Raw genomic sequence first — 21,250 nt, forward strand, 5'->3', positions numbered from 1 at the left:
AATCAACATGGCACAGCTTTCGTTACAACATATTCAAAAGATCTACGATAACCAGGTGCATGTGGTGAAGGACTTCAACCTGGAGATTGCCGATAAAGAGTTCATCGTGTTTGTCGGTCCGTCGGGCTGCGGTAAATCGACGACGCTGCGTATGATTGCCGGGCTTGAGGAGATCAGCGGCGGCGATCTGTTGATCGACGGCAAACGAATGAATGACGTTCCGGCCAAAGCGCGCAATATTGCGATGGTTTTCCAGAACTACGCGCTGTATCCGCATATGACGGTCTACGACAACATGGCGTTTGGCCTGAAGATGCAAAAAATCGCCAAAGAGGTGATTGATGAGCGGGTTAACTGGGCGGCGCAAATCCTCGGCCTGCGTGAGTACCTGAAACGCAAGCCGGGGGCGCTTTCCGGCGGGCAACGCCAGCGTGTGGCGCTCGGACGGGCGATTGTGCGTGAAGCGGGCGTGTTTTTGATGGATGAACCGCTCTCTAACCTGGATGCCAAGCTGCGCGTACAAATGCGCGCGGAAATCAGCAAGCTGCATCAGAAACTGAACACCACCATGATCTACGTGACCCACGATCAGACCGAAGCGATGACCATGGCGACGCGGATTGTCATTATGAAGGATGGGATTGTTCAGCAGGTCGGTGCGCCGAAAACGGTCTATAACCAACCGGCGAATATGTTTGTTGCCGGATTTATTGGGTCACCAGCAATGAATTTTATTCGCGGCACGATCGATGGCGATAAATTCGTTACGGAAACGCTTAAATTAACCATTCCCGAAGATAAATTAGCCGTTCTGAAAACGCAGGAAAGTTTGCATAAACCCATCGTGATGGGAATACGCCCGGAGGATATTCATCCGGATGCGCAAGAGGAAAATAACATTTCCGCCAAAATTAGCGTGGCGGAATTAACCGGTGCGGAATTTATGCTCTACACCACGGTTGGGGGGCACGAGCTGGTGGTCCGTGCCGGTGCGTTAAATGATTATCATGCAGGAGAAAACGTCACTATTCATTTTGATATGACCAAATGTCATTTCTTTGATGCAGAAACGGAAATAGCAATTCGCTAAATACAGGGGGAAGGCATTCCCCCAGGATAATACAAGGAACAATAATGAAAAAGTTATTACCCTGTACCGCACTGGTGATGTGTGCGGGAATGGCCTGCGCACAGGCTGAGGAAAAAAAAGACTGGCACTTTAATATCGGCGCGATGTACGAAATAGAAAACGTTGAGGGTTATGGCGAAGATATGGACGGGCTGGCGGAGCCTTCCGTCTATTTTAATGCTGCCAATGGGCCGTGGAGAATATCGCTGGCTTATTACCAGGAAGGGCCGGTAGATTATAGCGCGGGTAAACGTGGAACCTGGTTTGATCGCCCGGAACTGGAAGTGCATTATCAGTTTCTCGAAAGCGATGATTTCAGTTTCGGCCTGACCGGTGGTTTCCGTAACTATGGTTATCACTACGTTGATGAACCGGGTAAAGACACGGCAAATATGCAGCGCTGGAAAATCGCGCCAGACTGGGATGTGAAACTGACTGACGATTTACGTTTCAACGGTTGGCTGTCGATGTATAAATTTGCCAACGATCTGAATACGACCGGTTATGCTGATACCCGTGTCGAAACGGAAACGGGTCTGCAATATACCTTCAACGAAACGGTTGCCTTGCGGGTGAACTATTATCTCGAGCGCGGCTTCAATATGGACGACAGCCGCAATAACGGTGAATTCTCCACGCAAGAAATTCGCGCCTATTTACCGCTGACGCTCGGCAATCACTCGGTAACACCGTATACGCGCATTGGGTTGGATCGCTGGAGTAACTGGGACTGGCAGGATGATATCGAACGTGAAGGCCATGATTTTAACCGTCTTGGTTTGTTTTACGGTTATGATTTCCAGAATGGTCTTTCCGTTTCGCTGGAATACGCGTTTGAGTGGCAGGATCACGATGAAGGCGACAGCGATAAATTCCATTATGCAGGTGTCGGTGTGAATTACGCGTTCTGATAATGTGCTAAATTGCCGGATGCGGCGCGAGTACTTTATCCGGTTTATAAATGTAGGCCGGATAAGATGCGCCAGCATCGCATCCGGCATTCAGGCAACGTAGCTGGCATTTATTTCAACGACATATGCGTGGCAACGGTAATATTTTGTGGTGACGGTTTTCCGGCAATTAAGCGGAATAATAACTCGCAGCTTTGTTGACCTAACTCCTGCGTCGGAACATCGATGCCGCCCGGTGCAGGCGTTAATATAAACGACAGCGTTTCATTACTATAACCAACCACCGCTAACTGCTGCGGAATAGCAATGTTTTTCTCTGCCGCCGCACGATAAATGCTCATTAATTTCAGGCTGTCAGTAGCAAACACTGCCTCAGGCAACGGTGACTGACTTAATAATTGCCGTGCGGCTTTTAATGCTGTCTCATGGGTATAACCGCCGTCAACGATCCACTCACTGCGCACTGCAATATTATGATCTTCCAGACTTTGCTTATAGCCATTAACGCGATCAACCGAAACATGAACATCAAGCGGAGCATGCAGGCAGGCAATATTTTTATGTCCACTTTCAATTAATGCATCGGTCAGCGCAATACTGTCGCCAAAATTATCGGTATCGACAGAATAAACATGGGCATATTCACCTTCAACTTTGCCAATTACTACCACCGGAATATCGTATTTATCGAGTTGGGCGAAAAAAGACTCATCTGCTGGCGAACTTAGCATAATAATGCCTTTAATCATTTTCTGCTTAATTTTGCTTTCACATTTTTGTAAGTCTTCAGCCGGGTTGTGCGACGTCTGCAATATCACGTCGAAACCCTCATCTTCCGCTTTGGCGGTAATGGCATGCAAAACTTCGGAGAAAAACGGGTTACCCGCCGTAGTTTTGGTCGAGCGGGTAGAAATCACCATAATGGCATCAAAGCCCGAAGAGGTCAGCGCGCGGGCCAGTTTATTTGGCTGATACTGTAATTCTTCAATGGCCCGTAACACTTTTTCGCGCGCTTCCGGGGAGATATTGGTTTGCTTATTCAGCACGCGTGATACGGTGGATTTTGATACGCCGGCAACCCTGGCAATATCATAAATAGTAGGGGACATAGGTCAGGAACTCCGTCCGAACGTGAATGCTGCACATCTTATGGAGTTCGCCTCAAGATGACAACACGGGCAGTTGATAATCAAGGGCATGGCCCCCACATTCATATCCTTACGAATGATTTTTTTCTGGTCCACAGGACAGCAATGAAGCGACTTAAAAATGAACTTAATGCGCTGGTGAATCGGGGTGTCGACAGACATCTGCGCCTCGCTGTAACCGGACTTAGCCGCAGCGGCAAAACCGCGTTTATCACTGCGATGGTCAATCAGTTGCTCAATATTCATGCCGGAGCACGCTTGCCGCTATTAAGTGCGGTGCGTGAAGAGCGCCTGCTGGGCGTAAAACGCATTCCCCAGCGTGACTTTGGCATTCCGCGCTTCACCTACGATGAAGGGCTGGCGCAGTTATATGGCGATCCTCCCGCCTGGCCAACCCCAACACGCGGCGTCAGTGAGATTCGCCTGGCGCTACGCTATAAATCGAACGATTCGCTGTTGCGTCACTTCAAAGACACTTCCACGTTGTATCTGGAGATAGTGGATTATCCTGGCGAATGGTTACTCGACTTGCCGATGTTGGCGCAGGACTATTTAAGCTGGTCGCGCCAGATGACGGGCTTACTCAATGGTCAGCGCGGCGAATGGTCGGCAAAATGGCGAATGATGTGCGAAGGGCTGGACCCACTAGCACCTGCCGACGAAAACCGTCTTGCAGACATTGCTGCCGCATGGACCGATTATCTCCACCACTGCAAACAGCAGGGGCTGCACTTTATTCAGCCTGGGCGTTTTGTCTTGCCGGGCGATATGGCAGGTGCGCCCGCGCTGCAATTCTTCCCGTGGCCAGATGTCGATGCCTGGGGCGAATCAAAACTAGCACAAGCCGACAAGCACACCAATGCCGGAATGCTGCGCGAACGATTTAATTATTACTGCGAGAAAGTGGTGAAGGGATTCTATAAAAATCATTTTCTGCGCTTTGATCGGCAGATTGTGCTGGTGGATTGCCTGCAACCTCTCAACAGTGGACCACAAGCATTCAATGATATGCGTCTGGCGCTGACGCAGCTGATGCAAAGCTTCCACTACGGGCAGCGTACCTTGTTCCGGCGCTTGTTTTCGCCGGTTATCGATAAGCTATTGTTTGCTGCCACTAAAGCGGATCATGTGACCATCGATCAGCACGCCAATATGGTTTCATTACTGCAACAACTGATTCAGGATGCCTGGCAAAATGCGGCGTTCGAAGGGATCAGCATGGACTGCCTGGGGCTGGCGTCAGTTCAGGCGACCACCAGCGGCATTATTGATGTTAACGGTGAGAAAATCCCGGCGCTGCGCGGTAATCGACTCAGCGATGGCGCACCGCTCACTGTGTATCCTGGCGAAGTTCCCGCACGTTTGCCTGGCCAGGCGTTCTGGGATAAGCAAGGCTTCCAGTTTGAGGCGTTTCGCCCGCAGGTAATGGATGTCGACAAACCGTTGCCGCATATTCGCCTTGATGCTGCGCTGGAATTTTTAATAGGAGATAAATTGCGATGACCGAACCGTTAAAACCACGTATTGATTTCGACGGTCCACTGGAGGTCGATCAGAATCCAAAATTCAGGGCGCAGCAGACCTTTGACGAAAATCAGGCGCAAAATTTTGCCCCGGCCACGCTCGACGAAGCGCAGGAAGAAGAGGGGCAAGTTGAAGCGGTGATGGACGCAGCGTTACGTCCGAAACGCAGCCTGTGGCGCAAAATGGTGATGGGCGGGTTGGCTCTGTTTGGTGCAAGCGTTGTTGGTCAGGGTGTGCAGTGGACGATGAACGCCTGGCAAACTCAGGACTGGGTGGCCCTGGGCGGCTGTGCCGCTGGGGCATTGATTATCGGCGCTGGCGTAGGTTCTGTGGTAACAGAGTGGCGGCGCTTATGGCGCTTGCGACAGCGCGCCCATGAACGCGACGAAGCGCGCGATTTGTTGCACAGCCACGGCACGGGTAAAGGCCGTGCATTCTGCGAAAAACTGGCGCAGCAGGCGGGCATCGACCAGTCGCATCCGGCACTGCAACGCTGGTATGCCTCAATCCATGAAACGCAGAACGATCGTGAAGTGGTCAGCCTGTATGCTCATCTGGTCCAGCCGGTTTTAGATGCCCAGGCGCGGCGCGAAATCAGTCGCTCAGCGGCGGAATCAACGTTAATGATCGCCGTTAGCCCGCTGGCGCTGGTGGATATGGCATTTATCGCCTGGCGCAATCTGCGTTTGATCAATCGCATCGCCACGCTGTATGGCATTGAACTGGGATATTACAGCCGTTTGCGCCTGTTTAAGCTGGTATTGCTGAATATCGCTTTTGCCGGAGCCAGCGAATTGGTGCGCGAAGTGGGGATGGACTGGATGTCGCAAGATCTCGCTGCGCGTTTGTCTACCCGCGCAGCTCAGGGAATTGGTGCTGGACTTCTGACGGCACGACTGGGGATTAAAGCTATGGAGCTTTGCCGCCCGCTGCCGTGGATTGACGATGACAAACCTCGCCTCGGGGATTTCCGTCGTCAGCTTATCGGTCAGGTGAAAGAGACGCTGCAAAAAGGCAAAACGCCCAGCGAAAAATAATGCAATATCGGGTGCTGACCGGATATCTTTACGCCGAAGTGCCCGTTTTTCCGTCTTTGTGTCAATGATTGTTGACAGAAACCTTCCTGCTATCCAAATAGTGTCATATCATCATATTAATTGTTCTTTTTTCAGGTGAAGGTTCCCATGCGTCTGGAAGTCTTTTGTGAAGACCGACTCGGTCTGACCCGCGAATTACTCGATCTACTCGTGCTAAGAGGTATTGATTTACGCGGTATTGAGATTGACCCCATTGGGCGAATCTACCTCAATTTTGCCGAACTGGAATTTGAAAGTTTCAGCAGTCTGATGGCCGAAATACGCCGTATTGCAGGTGTTACCGATGTGCGCACTGTTCCGTGGATGCCTTCCGAACGTGAGCATCTGGCGTTGAGCGCGTTACTGGAGGCGTTGCCTGAGCCTGTGCTTTCTGTTGATATGAAAAGCAAAGTGGATATGGCGAACCCGGCGAGCTGTCAGCTTTTTGGGCAAAAATTGGATCGCCTGCGCAACCATACCGCCGCGCAATTAATTAACGGCTTTAATTTTTTACGCTGGCTGGAAAGCGAACCGCAAGACTCGCATAACGAGCATGTCGTTATTAATGGGCAGAATTTCCTGATGGAGATTACGCCTGTTTATCTTCAGGATGAAAATGATCAACACGTTCTGACCGGTGCGGTGGTGATGTTGCGCTCGACGATTCGTATGGGTCGTCAGTTGCAGAATGTCGCTGCACAGGACGTCAGTGCCTTCAGTCAAATTGTCGCCGTCAGCCCGAAAATGAAGCATGTTGTCGAACAGGCGCAGAAACTGGCGATGCTAAGCGCGCCGTTGCTGATTACGGGTGACACCGGTACAGGTAAAGATCTCTTTGCCTACGCCTGCCATCAGGCAAGCCCACGAGCGGGCAAACCTTATCTGGCGCTGAACTGCGCGTCTATACCGGAAGATGCGGTCGAGAGTGAACTGTTTGGTCATGCTCCGGAAGGTAAAAAAGGGTTCTTTGAGCAGGCGAACGGTGGTTCGGTGCTGTTAGATGAGATAGGCGAGATGTCGCCAAGGATGCAGGCGAAATTACTGCGTTTCCTTAATGATGGTACTTTCCGTCGAGTTGGTGAAGATCATGAAGTGCATGTCGATGTAAGGGTTATTTGCGCTACGCAGAAGAATTTGGTCGAACTGGTGCAAAAAGGCGTGTTCCGTGAAGATCTCTATTATCGTCTGAACGTGTTGACGCTCAATCTGCCGCCGTTACGTGACTGTCCGCAGGACATCATGCCGTTAACCGAGCTGTTCGTCGCCCGCTTTGCCGACGAGCAGGGCGTGCCGCGTCCGAAACTGGCCGCTGACCTGAATACTGTACTTACGCGTTATGCGTGGCCGGGAAATGTGCGGCAGTTAAAGAACGCTATCTATCGCGCACTGACACAACTGGACGGCTATGAGCTGCGTCCTCAGGATATTTTGTTGCCGGATTATGACGCCGCAACGGTAGCCGTGGGCGAAGATGCGATGGAAGGTTCGCTGGACGAAATTACCAGCCGTTTTGAACGCTCGGTATTAAGTCAGCTTTATCGCAATTATCCCAGCACGCGCAAACTGGCAAAACGTCTCGGCGTTTCGCATACCGCGATTGCCAATAAGTTGCGGGAATATGGTCTGAGTCAGAAGAAGAACGAAGAGTAAGCGCGAATATGCCTGATGGTGCAACACCATCAGGCATATTAACTTATGCTTTCAGTACAGCCAGAGCTGCTTCGTAATCCGGCTCGGTGGTGATTTCATCAACCAGCTGGCTGAAAATCACATTGTCATTTTCATCGATAACCACAACGGCACGCGCTGCCAGACCTTTCAGTGGGCCATCAGCAATTGCCACACCGTAGGCTTGCAGGAATTCAGCGTTACGGAAAGTGGAGAGGGTGATAACGTTGTTCAGACCTTCTGCGCCGCAGAAACGAGACTGGGCGAACGGCAGATCAGCAGAGATACACAGCACAACGGTGTTGTCGATCTCGGTTGCCAGTTGGTTAAACTTACGTACTGATGCGGCGCAAACACCGGTATCAATACTCGGGAAAATGTTCAGCACTTTGCGTTTACCCGCAAACTGACCGAGGGTGACGTCAGACAGATCTTTTGCCACGAGAGTAAAAGTCTGCGCTTTGCTACCCGCCAGCGGGATGGAATTGGCGACTGTAACCGGGTTGCCCTGGAAATGAACGGTTTGTGACATGATTATCTTTCCTGTTTACATATAGTTAACGTCACACCTAGTTTATGCTAACTGTCAATAACACAGCAAACGCTATTTGCGCTTAATCTGCAGACCACCGCGACAACAAGGAGTAAAGATGAGAACCGTTAAGGTATTTGAGGAAGCCTGGCCCTTACATACCCCGTTTGTGATTGCTCGGGGAAGTCGTAGTGAAGCGCGCGTGGTGGTGGTTGAACTGGAAGAAGAAGGTATTAAAGGCACCGGTGAATGCACGCCGTATCCGCGTTATGGAGAAAGTGATGCCTCGGTAATGGCGCAAATTATGAGCGTCGTGCCGCAATTAGAGAAAGGGCTGACACGGGAGGAGTTGCAAAAAATTCTCCCTGCCGGCGCAGCACGTAATGCGCTGGATTGTGCATTGTGGGATCTGGCGGCGCGAAAACAGCAGCAATCGCTGGCTGATTTGATCGGCATAACGCTTCCCGAGACAGTCACCACTGCCCAGACGGTAGTCATCGGTACGCCTGATCAGATGGCCAATAGTGCATCAACACTCTGGCAGGCAGGCGCGAAATTACTGAAAGTGAAGCTGGATAACCATCTTATCAGTGAGCGGATGGTGGCAATTCGCACAGCTGTGCCCGATGCGACGCTGATCGTTGATGCAAATGAATCCTGGCGTTCAGAAGGGTTGGCGGCGCGTTGCCAGCTATTGGCGGATTTAGGCGTTGCGATGCTTGAACAACCGCTTCCTGCGCAGGACGATGCGGCACTGGAGAATTTTATTCATCCGTTACCGATTTGTGCAGATGAAAGTTGTCATACTCGTAGCAATCTGAAGGCGCTGCAAGGGCGCTATGAGATGGTTAACATTAAGCTCGATAAAACGGGTGGCCTGACGGAAGCGCTGGCGCTGGCGACTGAAGCACGTGCACAAGGTTTTAGTCTGATGCTGGGCTGCATGTTGTGTACCTCTCGTGCCATTAGCGCCGCTTTACCGCTGGTGCCGCAGGTCAGTTTCGCCGATCTTGACGGACCGACCTGGCTGGCGGTAGATGTGGAACCGGCGCTTCAGTTCACAACGGGTGAATTGCATCTTTAGGATGCCAGCGCAGCAAGTTTGCCATCGCAAAGAGATATTTTTCGCTGGCTTCGTCGGAGGAGATGGGCGGAAACTCTGCGGTGATGCAATGCAAGTTCAGATCTGCACACCAACTGCCGAAAGAGCCAGGCGTTTCATAACCGACGCTGGTTACCAGTGGCAATTCAAACGCCTGGGCCAGCCATTCACCTAATTCGCTGTGTCTGGGGTCTTCAATACAGGCCAGTGGATCGTGGAATGAGACCACCCAGGCAGGTTGAATGCGATGTATAAGCTGGCACAGCGCCTGAGTTTCAGGTTCGGAGCCAGGTTTGTCACCTGTCAGTAAAACGACATCACGTTCTTCAGCGGCGCTGTTCCAGCGATAAACCGTTTCACCTTCCTTCCAGTTTGCTGCCGGAAAGTTTCTATTTAAATCCACGCCATTAGCATTGGCCCGTAACCCTAACTGGCAGCCGTCAGGATTCACACACAGCACCACATGATGGCGGCGCAAAGAAGGTGTCAATGTCCGCAGAGCACAGGAGAGGGTCACGACCGAAGAGTTTTCATCACCGTGGGTGCCAGCCAGAATCAAACCACTTTCGTGACTGGCGGCTGGGGCCGGAAACCAGATCAAAGGCGCGCCCAATAATGAACGTCCGTAATGTTCTGTACCGGGCGGAAATGCGCCGCGTTCGGCGCGTGGGCGAGTTACGGTCATGATCGTCTCTGGTTCAGGAAGTATTACAGGCAGTGTTGTGCAAATTTTGCGGATTATCAAATCCTTTTCTTCAACGCTATGTTATCGATCTCGTATCACTTTTTTGCCGGAAGTTGTTTGCATTTCTTTAAGGCGAAACAAATAATTACGCATGATTATTAACGCAGGTTTGAGGGTAACTTATGAAGCACTCTGTTTCAGTCACGTGTTGTGCGCTGTTGGTCAGCAGCATTTCTCTTTCGTATGCTGCAGAAGTTCCGAGCGGCACAGTACTGGCAGAGAAGCAGGAGCTGGTGCGCCATATTAAAGATGAGCCTGCGTCGCTGGATCCCGCTAAAGCCGTGGGTCTGCCAGAGATTCAGGTCATTCGCGATCTTTTTGAAGGACTGGTGAATCAGAACGAGAAAGGGGAGATTGTCCCCGGCGTTGCGACTCAGTGGAAAAGTAATGACAACCGTATCTGGACTTTCACCCTGCGCGATAACGCAAAATGGGCGGATGGCACACCGGTAACGGCACAGGATTTTGTCTACAGCTGGCAACGTCTGGTTGACCCAAAAACGTTGTCGCCGTTTGCCTGGTTTGCCGCGCTGGCGGGAATCAACAACGCACAGGCGATTATTGATGGTAAAGCTACGCCTGATCAGCTAGGCGTCACCGCGGTTGATGCCCGTACTTTGAAAATCCAGCTTGATAAACCGTTGCCGTGGTTTGTGAATTTAACAGCCAATTTTGCCTTCTTCCCGGTGCAAAAAGCTAACGTAGAAAGCGGGAAAGAGTGGACGAAACCCGGAAATCTGGTCGGCAATGGCGCTTATGTTCTTAAAGAGCGTGTAGTCAATGAAAAACTGGTCGTGGTGCCAAATACCCATTATTGGGATAACGCCAAAACGGTGTTGCAAAAAGTGACCTTCCTGCCAATTAATCAGGAATCCGCAGCCACTAAGCGTTATCTCGCGGGGGATATTGATATCACCGAATCCTTCCCCAAAAATATGTATCAGAAGCTGTTGAAGGATATTCCGGGGCAGGTTTATACACCGCCGCAGCTCGGAACCTATTATTATGCGTTTAACACGCAAAAAGGGCCGACGGCAGATCAGCGCGTTCGTCTGGCATTAAGTATGACGATAGATCGCCGCCTGATGACCGAAAAAGTGTTGGGGACGGGCGAAAAACCAGCGTGGCATTTTACGCCAGATGTTACTGCCGGATTCACGCCGGAGCCTTCGCCGTTTGAACAAATGAGTCAGGAAGAACTGAATGCGCAGGCAAAAACTTTGTTGAGCGCAGCCGGTTATGGTCCGCAAAAACCGCTGAAGCTGACGCTTTTGTATAATACTTCAGAAAACCATCAAAAAATTGCGATTGCTGTGGCATCGATGTGGAAAAAGAACCTTGGTGTAGATGTCAAACTGCAAAATCAGGAATGGAAAACCTATATCGATAGTCGTAATACAGGTAATTTTGATGTTATCCGCGCCTCGTGGGTGGGGGATTATAATGAACCCTCCACCTTCCTGACATTATTAACGTCAACGCATTCAGGCAACATTTCACGCTTTAACAACCCGGCCTACGACAAAGTTTTGGCCCAGGCATCGACGGAAAATACCGTTAAAGCGCGTAATGCCGATTACAATGCGGCAGAAAAAATCCTCATGGAGCAAGCACCGATTGCACCAATTTATCAATATACCAATGGACGATTAATCAAGCCGTGGCTGAAAGGTTATCCCATTAATAACCCGGAAGATGTGGCGTATAGCCGGACTATGTATATTGTGAAACATTGATGTGAACTGGCGTTACCCTTGTGGGTAACGCCAGTGATGTCTGAATTAACGACCCTGGTCTGGTGGTGTAATGTTATCCATATACAGCGTCTGGCTTGGGAACGCGAAATCCGCGCCGTGTGACTGTACAATATCGATAATCTTCAAATAAACATCCTGCTGGGCGGCAAGCCATTCAGCCCATACTGTGGTTTTGGTAAAGCAATAAACCATAATATTCAATGACGAGTCAGCAAACTGGTTGAAATAAACCAGTAAGGTTTGTCGCTGGTCGATGGCCGGGTGATTTTTAAGCATCTCACGTACGGCTTCGACAATGGCTCCCACTTTTGCCGCATCCTCATAACGTAAACCGATTGTCGTGGTAATACGTCGGTTGGTCATTCGCCCCGGGTTTTCTACGCTGATAGACGAAAACAGCGAGTTCGGGACGTATAACGGACGATTATCAAAGGTCGTAATTTTGGTAATTCGCCAGCCAATTTCCGCTACTGTACCTTCGATATTTCTGTCCGGTGAACGGATCCAGTCGCCAATACTGAAAGGACGGTCGAAATAGAGCATAATCCCGGAAAAGAAGTTACTCAGAATATCTTTACCGGCCATACCAACAGCCAGACCACCAATACCACCAAAGGTCAGCAAGCCAGAAAGGCTCATGCCGAAATGTTCGCCATAAAGCAAAACAAGTACCACAATAATGGTGATTTTGATGATACGCGACATAATCCGCGCACTGGTGATATCACGACCTTTTTTAATCTGCTGTTTTTCAAACTGATTAATCAGCAGAAATAACTTAATCGTCAGAATAACAGCAATCAGGGACGTACAGATAAAATCGATAACGCCTGGAGTGATAAATTGGAGTTTGTAGTTTTCTATAACATAATTAATGATGCTACCAACAGCACTGATAATTATGGTGTAGATGAAAAATTGCACCGCATGGAATAAAAATCCTTTTCTTTTACGATTTCCGCGGCGAAACCAAAAGCTCATCAGAATCAATGCTGCGCAGCTACCGAAAATAATGACCAGATTAAGCGCATTATTTGTAAACAGTTCAGCGATCATTGTTTTATCAGGCTCCTCCAGATAATTGTCGTCATGCCGGAAACCCCTGGCGGGGCTATTTTACCGCGACAATTCATTCAGATCATCAATAGTCAGGGAAGGAAGTAGCAACATTAGCTAACTAATCAATGCGTTGATTGTAAATCCAGCTAAGAGGTGAGGTTTTCAGAGCAGACAACGGTGAAATGTCATGGTATTGTTACGTTTAGGTAACAAGAAATTTGTCTGCACAAGGATTACATCATGATTATGGCGAAACTGAAGTCAGCGAAAGGGAAGAAATTTCTCTTTGGTTTGTTGGCGGTTTTCATTATTGCGGCGTCGGTTGTGACTCGCGCGACCATCGGCGGCGTTATAGAACAGTACAATATTCCGCTGTCTGAGTGGACGACATCAATGTATGTGATTCAGTCATCGATGATTTTTGTTTATAGCCTGGTCTTTACTGTGTTGCTGGCAATCCCGTTGGGTATTTATTTCCTTGGCGGCGAAGAGCAGTAAGTAAAAAATAGGCCCGATAACTCGGGCCTTGTCAGTTATTGAAGAGTCGTTAATCGTCTTCTTCGTCATCCAGTTCAACGGGTGTCTGATACTGGTCAGGTTTAATGACCAGCAGGTCGCAGCGAAGATGATCAATCACCTGTTCCGCCGTGTTGCCAAGGAATGCTGCTGAAATACCGGTGCGTCCGACCGTGCCCAGAACCACAATCCCCGCCTGTAAGTGCTCCGCCAAATCAGGAATCACCTCTTCGGGCAGACCTTTTTCTACGTGTGTCATGTTTTCATTAATGCCGAATTTCTGCCGCAGAGCTTTCATTGCCAGCAAATGTTGCCCACGAATGGCATCGTTATAAACGCTCGGGTCAAATTCCGGCAGTTCAATCGCGATATTAATTGGCGTTACCGGATAAGCGCCAACCAGATGAACTTCGGTATGGTTGACTTGTTCTGCCAGTTCGATCGTCTCTTTGACCAGTTTTTCATTGAGCGCATTATGGTACGGCTCTTCACTGGCGAGATTCACCGCCACCAGCGCCTTACCCCCTTCCGGCCACGGCTGGTCTTTCACCATCCACACCGGGCTTGGGCATTTGCGTAACAGATGCCAGTCCGTTGGCGTAAAAATCACCGCTTCCAGACGGTCATGTTGGTGCGCCATTTTTAGCACCAAATCGTGCCCGCCGCTGATCACTTCCTGAATGATGGCTTCGAATGGACGGTTATGCCAGACCACTTTAATTTCAATGGGAACGCCAGCATTGAGATAATATTTTGCCTGCTCGTGGATCCAGGCTGTTCGTTGGCTGATGACGCCCTGACGCATAGCGGTACGTTCGTCCGGGGAGAGCAGGGTGGTCATTTCGTATGAGAAGTCATAGATCGGCAAAAAGGCTTTAATTTTGCCACCAATCCGTTGATGTAAATAAACAGCTCGCCGCAATGCTGGTTGGTCGTCCTGGTTAGGATCGATAACAACGAGCATGTTGTGATACATAGCCATACAGGGTCTCCTTACAACAACTGTCAACGCAGTTTGTAATTAAAAGATTAACCCATATCTGGTGAATGAAACAGTGATGAACCTTCTGCCAGATCAATAAATCAGAAAAATTTAATGATATGACAGAAGGATAGTGAGTGATGCGGAAAAATCAGGCAACGTTACGCGTGTGACCAGCAAGCTGGGCCAGCGCATCGTTATTTTCGATGGTGATGTATTTACCTTTGACTGCCAGCATGCCGCTTTTCTGGAAGCGACCCAGCAGACGGCTGATGGTTTCTACCGTCAGGCCCAGATAGTTACCGATATCGCCACGAGTCATCGTCAGGCGGAATTCACGAGGGGAGAAGCCGCGTTGGGCAAAACGACGGGACAGGTTGTAGATGAATGCAGCCAGACGTTCCTCGGCATTTTTCTTCGACAACAGCAGGATCATGTCCTGATCGCCTTTGATTTCACCGCTCATCAGACGCATCATCTGCTGACGCAGATTCGGCATTTTACCGGACAAATCGTCCAGCGTTTCGAACGGAATTTCACATACCATCGAGGTTTCCAGCGCCTGCGCGAAGCTCGGGTGATGACCGCTGCCGATTGCATCAAATCCCACCAGGTCACCAGCTAAATGGAAACCAGTGATTTGCTCGTCGCCTTGCTCAGTAATGGTATAACTTTTAATCGTACCGGAGCGGATGGCATAAAGCGATTTAAGTTCATCACCAGCCTTAAACAGCGTCTGGCCTTTCTGAATAGGCTTCTTTCGCTCAATGATATTATCAAGCTGATCAAGCTCATGTTCGTTGAGTGTGAACGGGATGCAAAGCTGGCTGATGCTGCAATCCTGGCAATGGATAGCACAACCGCCAGACTGAATGCGCCGTATAATTCGCTTTTCCGGGATCATAGGTCTGCTCAAGCCGTAATTGATATTTGTCAATTTTAACATCTTTTTAGGGAGCAAGTAAGTCTAAGCAAACCTTAACAGCAGAGAATTCCGATATTAGATGTAAATATATGTCTATCTATTTGAAAACCCTTAAGTTGTTAAGGGTATCTTTACATAAAAGTGTGAACAAGCTGGCACAAATTGTTTAATGTTTACAGCAAAAGATAACCTTCGTGGCGTAATAACCACTCTTTTCGCTGAACTCCGCCTGCATATCCGGTCATGGTACCGTTTCTGCCAATGACCCGATGACAAGGCACAACAATGCTGATGGGATTCGATCCATTTGCCGCACCTACGGCACGCGCCGCGCCGGGGCGGCCCAATTGTTCAGCCAGTTGGCCGTAATGCATTACCTGCCCGCAGGGGATTGTGCGTAATGTTTTCCAGACTTCGCGCTGAAATGGCGTCCCCCCCGTGGCAGTGGGAAGCGTATCAATAATGCTAAGATTACCGGCAAAATATTCACGAAGCTTGTCGCTTAAACCACCTGGGTTGGTGGCAGAAATGCGTTCATAGCCTTCTTTGCGGTAATGGATGTCCAGCAACTGCACCATGCGTTCGCTGTACTCTTCCCATTCAACCGCCCGCAGGCGAAATTGCTCATCGCAAATCACCCACAGTGGACCTAGTGGCGTGGCAATTTTTTCTTCAAGTAATCTCAGCATCCGTTCTCTCTTAAGACAAACGAGGGTAAATCCCCGGACCTATCGGCAGACCGACAAGATACCACGCCAGCAACATCAGCAGCCATACCACCAAAAAGATAAGTGGATAGGGCAAAACTAACGAATAGTAAGTACCCAGTTTCGCGTCTGGTTTGTAGCGTTGCAGGAATCCAAGAAACAGTGGAACAAAAGGAGATACCGGCGCTAAAGGCAATACGGATGAGTCGGCAATACGAAAGAGGATTTGCGCAAATGCCGGGTGAAAGCCAAGTAGCATAAACATCGGTACGAAAATGGGGGCCAGAATCGACCAGATTGCGGAACCGCTGGCGATAAACATGCATAAGAAAGAGGAAAGCAACGCCAGACCGACAAACGCCGGGATGCCGCTAAGCCCTGAACTTTCGAGTATATCGGTCAACCCCACAGCGATGAATTTCCCCATGTTGCTCCAGTTAAACATGGCGACAAACTGGGCGAGGGGAAAAACCATCACGATAAATCCCGCCATCTCTTTCATCGGTTCAATCATTAAATGCGGTAAATCCGCCTGACGTCGAATTGTGCGGGTAGCGATGCCATAAGCCAGCGAAACCACAAAGAAAAAGAGAATGATCAGTGGCACGATACCTTTAATAAAGGGGGATGGCATCACGGTGTGGTTGATCGGATCGCGCAATATACCGTTTACCGGGATCACCATCAGCGCAATCGCAGCAATAAAAAGTAGCGATACGACACCTGCTATGCGTAAACCAAAACGCTGACTTTCGGTCAATGTCTGCAGTTTCTCATCGCTGTTTCCCTGCCATTGACCTAACCGTGGCTCAATGATTTTGTCGGTTATCAGGCCGCCAACAACCGTCAGTACGACTACGGAGCTGGCCATAAAATACCAGTTATCAATTACACTGACGTGCATTTGCGGATTGAACGCAGCCGCAGCCTCCGTGCTGATCCCCGACAGCAACACGTCGGTTGTGACAATCAGTAAATTAGCTGTAAAGCCGCAACCGACGCCTGCAATGGCGGCCAGTAAACCTGCAACTGGATGCCTGCCCACCGCCAGAAAAATCAGCGCCCCCATCGGTGGCATGATCACTAACGCCGCATCGGAAGAAATGTGGCTGAAAAAAGCAATAAACAGCACCATATAACTGGCGTAGCGAGCATTCACATGCGATGCCATTTTAACCATCAACGCTGGCAGTAAGCCGACGCGCTCCGCCAGACCGGCACCTAAAACCAGCGCCAGGATCGCGCCTAGTGGGGCAAAACCGCTAAAGTTTTTAATCACATTGGGTAAAAACCAGTGTAATCCTTCCACACTGAGCAGGTTTTTCACGACCACTGGCGTACCATCGGTCGGGTTTTTCGCACTGACGCCAAAGGCCGACAAAATTGCCGTCGTCACCATGAGTACGATAATCAAATAGATAAAGAGCAAAAAAGGATGGGGAACCTTGTTACCAATTCTTTCGACCCAGCCATAGAGCTTCCCGGATTGGGAGGACGACGGTATGGATGACATACTCATGGGCATTCCTCGTTTGTTGTGTTTGCGTTGTTGTTGTTATTTTAAAGGTGACGGTGTCACGTTTTTCGGGATAGGGCAGTGATACGGTTGCGTGTCCGTAACTTGCTGATGCTCTTGTTGGCATTCTTGCAATAGCCCTGAATCAATGAAGAGATTAAGTGTGGTTGCTGCTATAGTTTTCGCCGCCAGCAGCATTCCTTTATGAGCAATAGACGTTCGCCCCTGGCTAACCAGTTGCCACGTATGTAGCGGTGTACCGACGGCGAAACAGGGGCTGAAACACTGGGCAACAGGCAGTTTCCAACTGACGTCGCCGACATCAGTTGATGCCGCAAGCACGTTATCGGTGGCGGCATATGGAGCGACTTCATTCGCCAGTACCGTTTCACGATGACGTAGTGCAAAAGCCTTGCCGTTTTCTCCACCGGTTGCGGCGATATTATTCAGACTGTTTTGCCGATCGTTGGGGGTGAGCGTAGCCTGAATTTGTTTCGCAAAAGCCAGTTCTTCGGATTTCCATTCAGGGGTTCCAAAATGGGACAGAGCCTGGTACATGGCCTTTTCTAAGGTGCGATTAGGGAGATAACTGGAACAGGCTTTGTCGAAGCGGCATTCAACCGTGGTTTCGGTCATCAATGCCGCACCTTCGGCGATTTTGGCTACCCGATCATAAATATGCTGCACGTCGGTCATTTCGGGGGCGCGGATAAGATAAAGCACTTCTGCCTGCGCCTGGACCACGTTGGGCGAGATCCCGCCGCTCTCTGTGATGGCATAGTGTACGCGCGCTTTTTCAATAATATGTTCGTTGAGGAAGTTGGTGCCAGTGGTCATCAACGTTACGGCATCAAGGGCGCTGCGTCCCAAATGAGGGGAATTTGCAGCATGTGCTGCGATCCCTTTAAAGCGCCATGATGCCTGAATGTTTGCCAGCGTGCGGGTATTGAACATACCGGCAAAGGCTTCCGGGTGCCAGGTGAGTGCCGCATCCACATCATCAAATACCCCCTCGCGGACCATGAACGTTTTACCCGAGCCGCCTTCTTCGCCAGGACAACCATAAAAGCGCACCGTGCCGCCTTGCCCATATTGTTCCAGCCATTTCTTGACGGCTATTGCTGCGGCAAAGGCGGCGGTTCCGAGCAAATTGTGTCCGCAACCGTGACCATTTTCACCGGGCGTCGCGGATGTAGGTTGCGCGCACCCTGCTTGCTGACTTAAACCTGCCAGGGCGTCATATTCCCCCAGCAGGGCGATAACCGGTTTGCCTTGACCAAACGAAGCAATAAAGGCATTTGGGATATTGCCTACGTTGCGGGTAACGGTGAAGCCTGCAGATTCCAGCGCCGAAGCCAGATGTTCCGCTGACCAGAACTCTTCAAAACGTGTTTCTGGATGATCCCAGATTTGATCAGCAATATCGGTATAACGTTGGCGATCGGCTTCAATCGCATCGTCGATAAAACGATAGATTTCCTGCATCAGATACCTCGCGTCCAGGGAAAATTAAGCGCGGTGCGCGCCAGCGTTTCGACGGTAATAGCGAGAACCTGCTCGTCAAAATCGAATTTTTCGTTGTGATGACCTGCCGCCAGCTGTGTGCCAAATACCATGTAGGAGGCTTGCCCTTGATGTCGCTGCACGCGGGCCATCATTAATGTGGCATCTTCGGAACCCGCAGGCGCTTCAACACGTTCAATGGCCTGATTGACCCCCGCGACCTGAGCCGCCTGGCTTTGTAACCATGCGACCCATTTCGGCGAAGGAGAACTGGCGGTAGCTGCACCCATCAGCCGAGTTTCAACGCCGACACCATACATGGCTGCTGCGCCCTGAATCGCTTGTTGTGCACGGTCAAAAACATATTGATTGATGACGTCGCTGACCCCTCGAGTTTCAACTTTCAGCAACGCCGAGGCAGGAACCACATTACGACCGCTTCCTGCCTGCATAACGCCCACGTTTACTCTGGAAGCCCCTTCGCTGTGCGGGGCGATTCCATGCAGCGCAAGAGTTGCTTGTGCTGCCGCCAGTAAGGCATTGTGACCGTCTTGTGGTTTTGCGCCTGCGTGAGCGGCGGTACCAGTGAAGTGCGCGTCAAATTTGGTTGTTGCCATAAAATTATCACTGCCGCACACCACGGTGCCCGCAGGTACGCCAGTGCCAATGTGCACGGCAGTAAAATAATCAACATCATCCACTACACCTGCATCGACCATCGCCCGCGCGCCACGCGTACCTTCCTCTGCAGGCTGAAAAATCAGTTTGATGACGCCGTGAAGTCCGGACTCGAACTGTTTAAGGGTGTGCGCCAGCCCAAGCCCAATAGCGGTATGTCCATCATGACCACAGGCATGCATCATTCCGGCGTTACATGACGCAAAACCGTCGCGGTAGGGGCGATGGCTGACATCCCGTTCTTCACTGAGATCCAGCGCGTCCATATCGACACGGAAAGCCATCACCGGACCGGGGCGACCGGTATCCAGGGTGGCGACGATGCCAGTGAAACCACCTTCAAAAGCCGCGATCCATTGTGCTAACGCACCTTGTTGAAGAGCGCGCTCGAATTCGCGCTGTAGAGTGAGTTCATCAGGTAGTCCCATCCGACTACTTTCATTAACGACTTCGCGGCCCAGCGCCAGTGAATAGCCGAGCTGGTGCAATTCTTCTGCAACAAGGGTGGCTGTGCGGAATTCCACCCAGCCAGACTCTGCATAGCGATGAAAATCACGTCGCCAGTGCGATAATCTTGGGGCAAGCGAATTAACAAATTGATTCAAAGACTCCATAACCTTTCCCGTCATCAGTAAAAAATGTGACCCGGTTCACGTAGTGATAGTTTTTACTTATCACTAACTGATTTTTCACAGTTTTAACCGTTCATAAATTACCCTGACACAATCATCTGCATTAAAGTAGATGCCAGTTTCTTTGGTCTGATAAATAACGGTTATCGGTGGCGTCATGGCTTTTCAGGTAAAAATTCATCAAATTCGGGCTTTTGTTGAAGTGGCTCGTCAGGGCAGCATTCGCGGAGCGAGCCGAATGTTGAATATGTCGCAACCGGCACTGAGTAAATCTATTCAGGAGCTGGAAGAAGGGTTAGCGGCACAACTCTTTTTTCGCCGTAGTAAAGGCGTGACGTTAACTGATGCCGGCGAAAGTTTTTATCAGCACGCCAGTCTTATTCTTGAAGAGCTGCGCGCAGCGCAAGAGGATATTCGCCAACGACAAGGGCAACTGGCAGGGCAAATTAATATCGGCATGGGGGCCAGTATTTCCCGCAGTCTGATGCCAGCTGTCATATCTCGTTTTCATCAGCAGCATCCGCAGGTAAAAGTACGCATTATGGAAGGGCAACTGGTGTCGATGATTAATGAATTGCGCCAGGGAGAACTGGATTTCACCATCAATACCTATTATCAGGGACCCTACGACCACGAATTTACTTTTGAGAAATTACTGGAAAAGCAATTCGCGATCTTTTGCCGCCCGGGACATCCCGCCATTGGTGCCCGTTCGATCAAACAGTTACTGGACTACAGCTGGACAATGCCGACGCCACACGGCAGCTACTACAAACAGTTGAGTGAATTGCTTGACGATCAGGCGCAAACGCCACAGGTCGGCGTAGTCTGCGAGACGTTTTCAGCCTGTATCAGTCTGGTGGCAAAAAGCGATTTTCTCAGCATACTACCTGAAGAAATGGGCTGCGATCCCTTGCACGGACAGGGGCTGGTGATGTTGCCGGTTATCGAAATTTTACCGAAAGCGGCCTATTATTTGATTCAGCGGCGTGATAGTCGCCAGACACCACTGACCGCGTCATTAATCACGCAATTTCGGCGAGAATGCGGCTATCTGCAAAGTTAAAACTGCATAAAAAAATAGAGTCTGTCGACATCCGCCAGACTCTACAGTACACACAGCAGTGCATCCGCGTCTTA

At 50.1% G+C, this 21,250-nt stretch carries 19 protein-coding genes; 9 read left to right on the plus strand and 10 right to left on the minus strand.

Annotated elements, in window-relative coordinates:
* Positions 1-7: 7 nt before the first annotated feature.
* Together QUE74_RS08675 and ompG are read left to right on the plus strand one after the other, a co-directional pair.
* Positions 8-1,090, plus strand: coding sequence for an ABC transporter ATP-binding protein (locus tag QUE74_RS08675; protein ID WP_000057969.1), 1,083 nt, complete (start codon positions 8-10; stop codon positions 1,088-1,090).
* Positions 1,091-1,134: 44 nt separating this feature from the next.
* Positions 1,135-2,040 carry a monomeric porin OmpG gene (gene ompG / locus QUE74_RS08680; protein WP_000735233.1) on the plus strand — a complete coding sequence of 302 codons (906 nt, stop codon included), beginning with the start codon at positions 1,135-1,137 and terminating at the stop codon, positions 2,038-2,040.
* Between the two features lie 110 nt (positions 2,041-2,150).
* Here ompG and QUE74_RS08685 read toward each other — a convergent pair whose 3' ends face one another.
* Positions 2,151-3,149, minus strand: coding sequence for a LacI family DNA-binding transcriptional regulator (locus QUE74_RS08685; RefSeq protein ID WP_000075351.1), 999 nt, complete (start codon positions 3,147-3,149; stop codon positions 2,151-2,153).
* Positions 3,150-3,293: 144 nt separating this feature from the next.
* On the opposite strand from QUE74_RS08685, the gene QUE74_RS08690 reads away from it, so the two are divergent.
* The 3 genes from QUE74_RS08690 to tyrR all read left to right on the plus strand — a co-directional run bounded on the left by QUE74_RS08690 (position 3,294) and on the right by tyrR (position 7,438).
* Entirely contained in the window at positions 3,294-4,691 is a 1,398-nt protein-coding gene (locus tag QUE74_RS08690; RefSeq protein WP_000825801.1) for a YcjX family GTP-binding protein, read from the plus strand.
* The gene (locus tag QUE74_RS08695; protein WP_000138728.1) at positions 4,688-5,749 is read left to right on the plus strand and encodes a YcjF family protein; all 1,062 of its coding nucleotides are present in this window, start codon (positions 4,688-4,690) and stop codon (positions 5,747-5,749) included. Before QUE74_RS08690 ends, QUE74_RS08695 begins: the two co-directional genes overlap by 4 nt.
* A gap of 147 nt (positions 5,750-5,896) precedes the next feature.
* Positions 5,897-7,438, plus strand: coding sequence for a transcriptional regulator TyrR (gene tyrR / locus QUE74_RS08700; RefSeq protein WP_001355259.1), 1,542 nt, complete (start codon positions 5,897-5,899; stop codon positions 7,436-7,438).
* A 43-nt stretch (positions 7,439-7,481) separates the two neighbouring features.
* Here the strand turns inward: tyrR and tpx are convergent, their stop codons facing one another.
* On the minus strand, positions 7,482-7,988 hold the full coding sequence (gene tpx / locus QUE74_RS08705; protein WP_000084379.1) for a thiol peroxidase: 507 nt from the start codon (positions 7,986-7,988) through the stop codon (positions 7,482-7,484).
* A 118-nt stretch (positions 7,989-8,106) separates the two neighbouring features.
* Between tpx and ycjG the strand changes: the two genes are divergently transcribed.
* Complete coding sequence (gene ycjG / locus QUE74_RS08710) at positions 8,107-9,072, plus strand: L-Ala-D/L-Glu epimerase (protein ID WP_001355260.1); 966 nt, start codon at positions 8,107-8,109, stop codon at positions 9,070-9,072.
* Here the strand turns inward: ycjG and mpaA are convergent.
* Complete coding sequence (mpaA, locus tag QUE74_RS08715) at positions 9,047-9,775, minus strand: murein tripeptide amidase MpaA (RefSeq protein WP_000219116.1); 729 nt, start codon at positions 9,773-9,775, stop codon at positions 9,047-9,049. The two genes, ycjG and mpaA, sit on opposite strands and share 26 nt — an antisense overlap.
* A 182-nt stretch (positions 9,776-9,957) precedes the next feature.
* Here mpaA and mppA point away from each other — a divergent pair, with 182 nt between their 5' ends.
* Positions 9,958-11,571, plus strand: coding sequence for a murein tripeptide ABC transporter substrate-binding protein MppA (gene mppA / locus QUE74_RS08720; RefSeq protein WP_000683032.1), 1,614 nt, complete (start codon positions 9,958-9,960; stop codon positions 11,569-11,571).
* A 45-nt stretch (positions 11,572-11,616) separates the two neighbouring features.
* On the opposite strand, the gene ynaI is transcribed toward mppA, so the two are convergent.
* Complete coding sequence (gene ynaI / locus QUE74_RS08725; RefSeq protein WP_000559880.1) at positions 11,617-12,648, minus strand: low conductance mechanosensitive channel YnaI; 1,032 nt, start codon at positions 12,646-12,648, stop codon at positions 11,617-11,619.
* A gap of 243 nt (positions 12,649-12,891) precedes the next feature.
* Between ynaI and QUE74_RS08730 the strand changes: the two genes are divergently transcribed.
* Complete coding sequence (locus QUE74_RS08730) at positions 12,892-13,149, plus strand: DUF2534 family protein (RefSeq protein ID WP_000605090.1); 258 nt, start codon at positions 12,892-12,894, stop codon at positions 13,147-13,149.
* 49 nt (positions 13,150-13,198) lie between these two features.
* Here QUE74_RS08730 and uspE read toward each other — a convergent pair whose 3' ends face one another.
* The 6 genes from uspE to abgA all read right to left on the minus strand — a co-directional run bounded on the left by uspE (position 13,199) and on the right by abgA (position 20,092).
* Positions 13,199-14,149, minus strand: a complete 951-nt coding sequence (gene uspE, locus QUE74_RS08735; protein ID WP_001252105.1) for a universal stress protein UspE — start codon at positions 14,147-14,149, stop codon at positions 13,199-13,201.
* A gap of 151 nt (positions 14,150-14,300) precedes the next feature.
* Positions 14,301-15,053 (minus strand): fumarate/nitrate reduction transcriptional regulator Fnr, encoded by a 753-nt coding sequence (fnr, locus tag QUE74_RS08740; RefSeq protein WP_000611911.1) that lies wholly within the window; start codon positions 15,051-15,053, stop codon positions 14,301-14,303.
* 194 nt (positions 15,054-15,247) lie between these two features.
* Positions 15,248-15,763 (minus strand): methylated-DNA--[protein]-cysteine S-methyltransferase, encoded by a 516-nt coding sequence (gene ogt, locus QUE74_RS08745; RefSeq protein ID WP_000945011.1) that lies wholly within the window; start codon positions 15,761-15,763, stop codon positions 15,248-15,250.
* 10 nt (positions 15,764-15,773) lie between these two features.
* Complete coding sequence (abgT, locus tag QUE74_RS08750; protein WP_000062976.1) at positions 15,774-17,300, minus strand: p-aminobenzoyl-glutamate transporter; 1,527 nt, start codon at positions 17,298-17,300, stop codon at positions 15,774-15,776.
* Positions 17,301-17,336: 36 nt separating this feature from the next.
* On the minus strand, positions 17,337-18,782 hold the full coding sequence (gene abgB, locus QUE74_RS08755; protein ID WP_001156423.1) for a p-aminobenzoyl-glutamate hydrolase subunit AbgB: 1,446 nt from the start codon (positions 18,780-18,782) through the stop codon (positions 17,337-17,339).
* Entirely contained in the window at positions 18,782-20,092 is a 1,311-nt protein-coding gene (abgA, locus tag QUE74_RS08760) for a p-aminobenzoyl-glutamate hydrolase subunit AbgA (RefSeq protein WP_000444963.1), read from the minus strand. Before abgA ends, abgB begins: the two co-directional genes overlap by 1 nt.
* A 175-nt stretch (positions 20,093-20,267) precedes the next feature.
* Between abgA and QUE74_RS08765 the strand changes: the two genes are divergently transcribed.
* The gene (locus QUE74_RS08765) at positions 20,268-21,176 is read left to right on the plus strand and encodes a LysR family transcriptional regulator (protein WP_000885452.1); all 909 of its coding nucleotides are present in this window, start codon (positions 20,268-20,270) and stop codon (positions 21,174-21,176) included.
* The last annotated feature ends 74 nt before the right edge of the window (positions 21,177-21,250 follow it).

The sequence above is a fragment of the Escherichia sp. 10290 genome (assembly GCF_030295155.1).
Taxonomy (GTDB): Bacteria; Pseudomonadota; Gammaproteobacteria; order Enterobacterales; family Enterobacteriaceae; genus Escherichia; species Escherichia coli_F.

Excerpts from the sequence above, each read along its gene's own strand:
- QUE74_RS08675 (WP_000057969.1), top strand. The coding sequence starts at position 8 with ATGGCACAGCTTTCGTTACAACATATTCAAAAGATCTACGATAACCAG.
- ompG (WP_000735233.1), top strand. The coding sequence starts at position 1,135 with ATGAAAAAGTTATTACCCTGTACCGCACTGGTGATGTGTGCGGGAATG.
- QUE74_RS08685 (WP_000075351.1), bottom strand. The coding sequence starts at position 3,149 with ATGTCCCCTACTATTTATGATATTGCCAGGGTTGCCGGCGTATCAAAA.
- QUE74_RS08690 (WP_000825801.1), top strand. The coding sequence starts at position 3,294 with ATGAAGCGACTTAAAAATGAACTTAATGCGCTGGTGAATCGGGGTGTC.
- QUE74_RS08695 (WP_000138728.1), top strand. The coding sequence starts at position 4,688 with ATGACCGAACCGTTAAAACCACGTATTGATTTCGACGGTCCACTGGAG.
- tyrR (WP_001355259.1), top strand. The coding sequence starts at position 5,897 with ATGCGTCTGGAAGTCTTTTGTGAAGACCGACTCGGTCTGACCCGCGAA.
- tpx (WP_000084379.1), bottom strand. The coding sequence starts at position 7,988 with ATGTCACAAACCGTTCATTTCCAGGGCAACCCGGTTACAGTCGCCAAT.
- ycjG (WP_001355260.1), top strand. The coding sequence starts at position 8,107 with ATGAGAACCGTTAAGGTATTTGAGGAAGCCTGGCCCTTACATACCCCG.
- mpaA (WP_000219116.1), bottom strand. The coding sequence starts at position 9,775 with ATGACCGTAACTCGCCCACGCGCCGAACGCGGCGCATTTCCGCCCGGT.
- mppA (WP_000683032.1), top strand. The coding sequence starts at position 9,958 with ATGAAGCACTCTGTTTCAGTCACGTGTTGTGCGCTGTTGGTCAGCAGC.
- ynaI (WP_000559880.1), bottom strand. The coding sequence starts at position 12,648 with ATGATCGCTGAACTGTTTACAAATAATGCGCTTAATCTGGTCATTATT.
- QUE74_RS08730 (WP_000605090.1), top strand. The coding sequence starts at position 12,892 with ATGATTATGGCGAAACTGAAGTCAGCGAAAGGGAAGAAATTTCTCTTT.
- uspE (WP_001252105.1), bottom strand. The coding sequence starts at position 14,149 with ATGGCTATGTATCACAACATGCTCGTTGTTATCGATCCTAACCAGGAC.
- fnr (WP_000611911.1), bottom strand. The coding sequence starts at position 15,053 with ATGATCCCGGAAAAGCGAATTATACGGCGCATTCAGTCTGGCGGTTGT.
- ogt (WP_000945011.1), bottom strand. The coding sequence starts at position 15,763 with ATGCTGAGATTACTTGAAGAAAAAATTGCCACGCCACTAGGTCCACTG.
- abgT (WP_000062976.1), bottom strand. The coding sequence starts at position 17,300 with ATGAGTATGTCATCCATACCGTCGTCCTCCCAATCCGGGAAGCTCTAT.
- abgB (WP_001156423.1), bottom strand. The coding sequence starts at position 18,782 with ATGCAGGAAATCTATCGTTTTATCGACGATGCGATTGAAGCCGATCGC.
- abgA (WP_000444963.1), bottom strand. The coding sequence starts at position 20,092 with ATGGAGTCTTTGAATCAATTTGTTAATTCGCTTGCCCCAAGATTATCG.
- QUE74_RS08765 (WP_000885452.1), top strand. The coding sequence starts at position 20,268 with ATGGCTTTTCAGGTAAAAATTCATCAAATTCGGGCTTTTGTTGAAGTG.